The following is a 1,890-nucleotide window of genomic DNA, read 5'->3' on the forward strand; positions in this document are numbered from 1 at the left end:
GGCGGCGCGCTCTGCTGCGGCTGCGGCGAGCCGCTGCACCGCGAGATCCGCCGGGCGCCAGGCCTCGGAATCCCTCTCATCCTGCGCCGTCTGCGTGATCACGCTCGCCTGGGCCGCCCCGTCCTCGCCGCGCGCGGCTGCCTCGGCGGCAGCCCGCGGCTCGACACCGGTGTCTTCGGGCTCGACGCGCCAGCGGATGAACTTCGCGGGGTTGCCGCCGACGATCGCGCCGTCCGGAACGTCCTTGGTGACGACCGCGCTCGCCGCGAGCACCGAATGCGAGCCGACGCGGACACCGTCGAGGATCACGACGTGCGAGCCGATCCACACGTCGTCGCCGATGACGATGCCCTTCGAGGTGAGGGGCTGGCGGAAGACGGGCTGGTCGGAATCCATCGAGTGGTTGAACCCGAGGATCGAGGTGTGAGCGCCGATGCGCACGCCGTCGCCCATCGTGACCGTGCCGCGGATCACCGTGTAGGGGTTGATGCTGCAGTCCGCGCCCGTGACGAGCTCGCCGGTGAGGTACGCACCGGCGGCGACGTAGGTGCGGTCTCCGAGTCGCAGCACGTCGTTGTCGACCGACGCGAGCTCCGACACGAAGCACTCGGTGCCGAGCTCGTGGCCTGGCCTGCCGGCGACGATCGAGCGCTGCCACGCGAGCTGCCCCTCGCGGGCATCGCGATCGGCCCCGCGCCAGAAGTCCCACGGCGAGAACTCGTGGGCGGCGACGGATCGTGACATGTGGAGGGGCTGACGGGAATCGAACCCGCGCTGTCTGCTTGGGAAGCAGAAGTTCTGCCATTGAACTACAGCCCCGGAGCCGGCGAACCGGGCTCGCAGGCACCTGTTACGGCGCCCGGCCAGCATAACAGCACCGCCCAGATAGGCTGTCCCCCGTGCTGCTGAGTGACCGCGACATCCGGCTCGAGATCGACGCGGGGCGCATCGGCCTCGACCCGTGGGAACCCGCCATGGTGCAGCCCTCGAGCGTCGACGTCCGCCTCGACCGCTACTTCCGCCTGTTCGACAACCACAAGTACCCGTTCATCGATCCGGCCGAGGACCAGCCCGAGCTCACCCGCCTCATCGAGGTCGAGCGGGGCGAGCCGTTCATCCTGCACCCCGGCGAGTTCGCGCTGGGTTCGACGTTCGAGCAGATCACGCTCCCCGACGACGTCGCGGCGCGCCTCGAGGGCAAGTCGTCGCTCGGGCGCCTGGGCCTGCTCACGCACTCGACGGCGGGCTTCATCGATCCCGGATTCTCGGGCCACGTGACCCTCGAGCTCTCGAACGTGGCGACGCTGCCCATCAAGCTGTGGCCGGGCATGAAGATCGGCCAGCTGTGCTTCTTCCGGCTGTCGTCGCCCACCGAGAACCCGTACGGCTCGGGTCCGTACGGCAACAGGTATCAGGGTCAGCGCGGGCCGACGGCATCTCGTTCGTTCCAGAACTTCCACCGCACCGACGTGGGGGCGACGGATGCCGGGAGCCGCGGCGCCTGACCCCCGCCGCTCCTGAAACCCGCCGCCCCTGATCCCCGGGCGGCGTCAGTGCGACCCGCACGAGCCGTTCACCTTCGGACGCCCGATCGTCGACCTCTGCTCTCTCAGCGTTTACTCAGCAACGCCAGAGTGGGCGCGGACGCGCTCATCCCCGGTTTCGGCGCGCCCTCATCAAAGAGGAAGGACGCGACCCCGGATGCGGCCGAGCAGCAGGCGCCCCCACGATCGAGTCAGCGGCGAACCCACGACCTGGACGGGACGAGCGGCCCTCGCGGCGGCGGCGGTCGCCGGCGCCCTGGTGCTGTCGGCCATCACCGCGCCCGCGGCATCCGCTGCGCCCGGCGATGGCAAGCAGCCCACGCCTGCGCCTGCCGCGCCGACCCTG

At 70.6% G+C, this 1,890-nt stretch carries 2 protein-coding genes, 1 tRNA gene and 1 pseudogene; 2 read left to right on the forward strand and 2 right to left on the reverse strand.

The annotated features are described in order from the left end of the window. The coding region (locus tag EIO58_RS17110) for an acyltransferase (protein ID WP_164861831.1) at positions 1-744 on the reverse strand (744 nt) is incomplete at its 3' end. Position 745: 1 nt separating this feature from the next. Further along, positions 746-819: transfer RNA gene (locus EIO58_RS17115), tRNA-Gly, on the reverse strand. Positions 820-899: 80 nt separating this feature from the next. On the opposite strand from EIO58_RS17115, the gene dcd reads away from it, so the two are divergent. Both dcd and EIO58_RS19190 read left to right on the forward strand, forming a co-directional pair. Next, a complete protein-coding gene (gene dcd / locus EIO58_RS17120) occupies positions 900-1,505 on the forward strand; it encodes a dCTP deaminase (protein WP_127820467.1) in 606 nt (201 codons plus the stop codon). A gap of 196 nt (positions 1,506-1,701) precedes the next feature. Further along, a pseudogene (locus tag EIO58_RS19190) lies at positions 1,702-1,890 on the forward strand (hypothetical protein); the annotation flags it as partial.

The sequence above is a fragment of the Microbacterium sp. CPCC 204701 genome, from assembly GCF_004010105.1.
Taxonomy (GTDB): Bacteria; Actinomycetota; Actinomycetes; order Actinomycetales; family Microbacteriaceae; genus Microbacterium.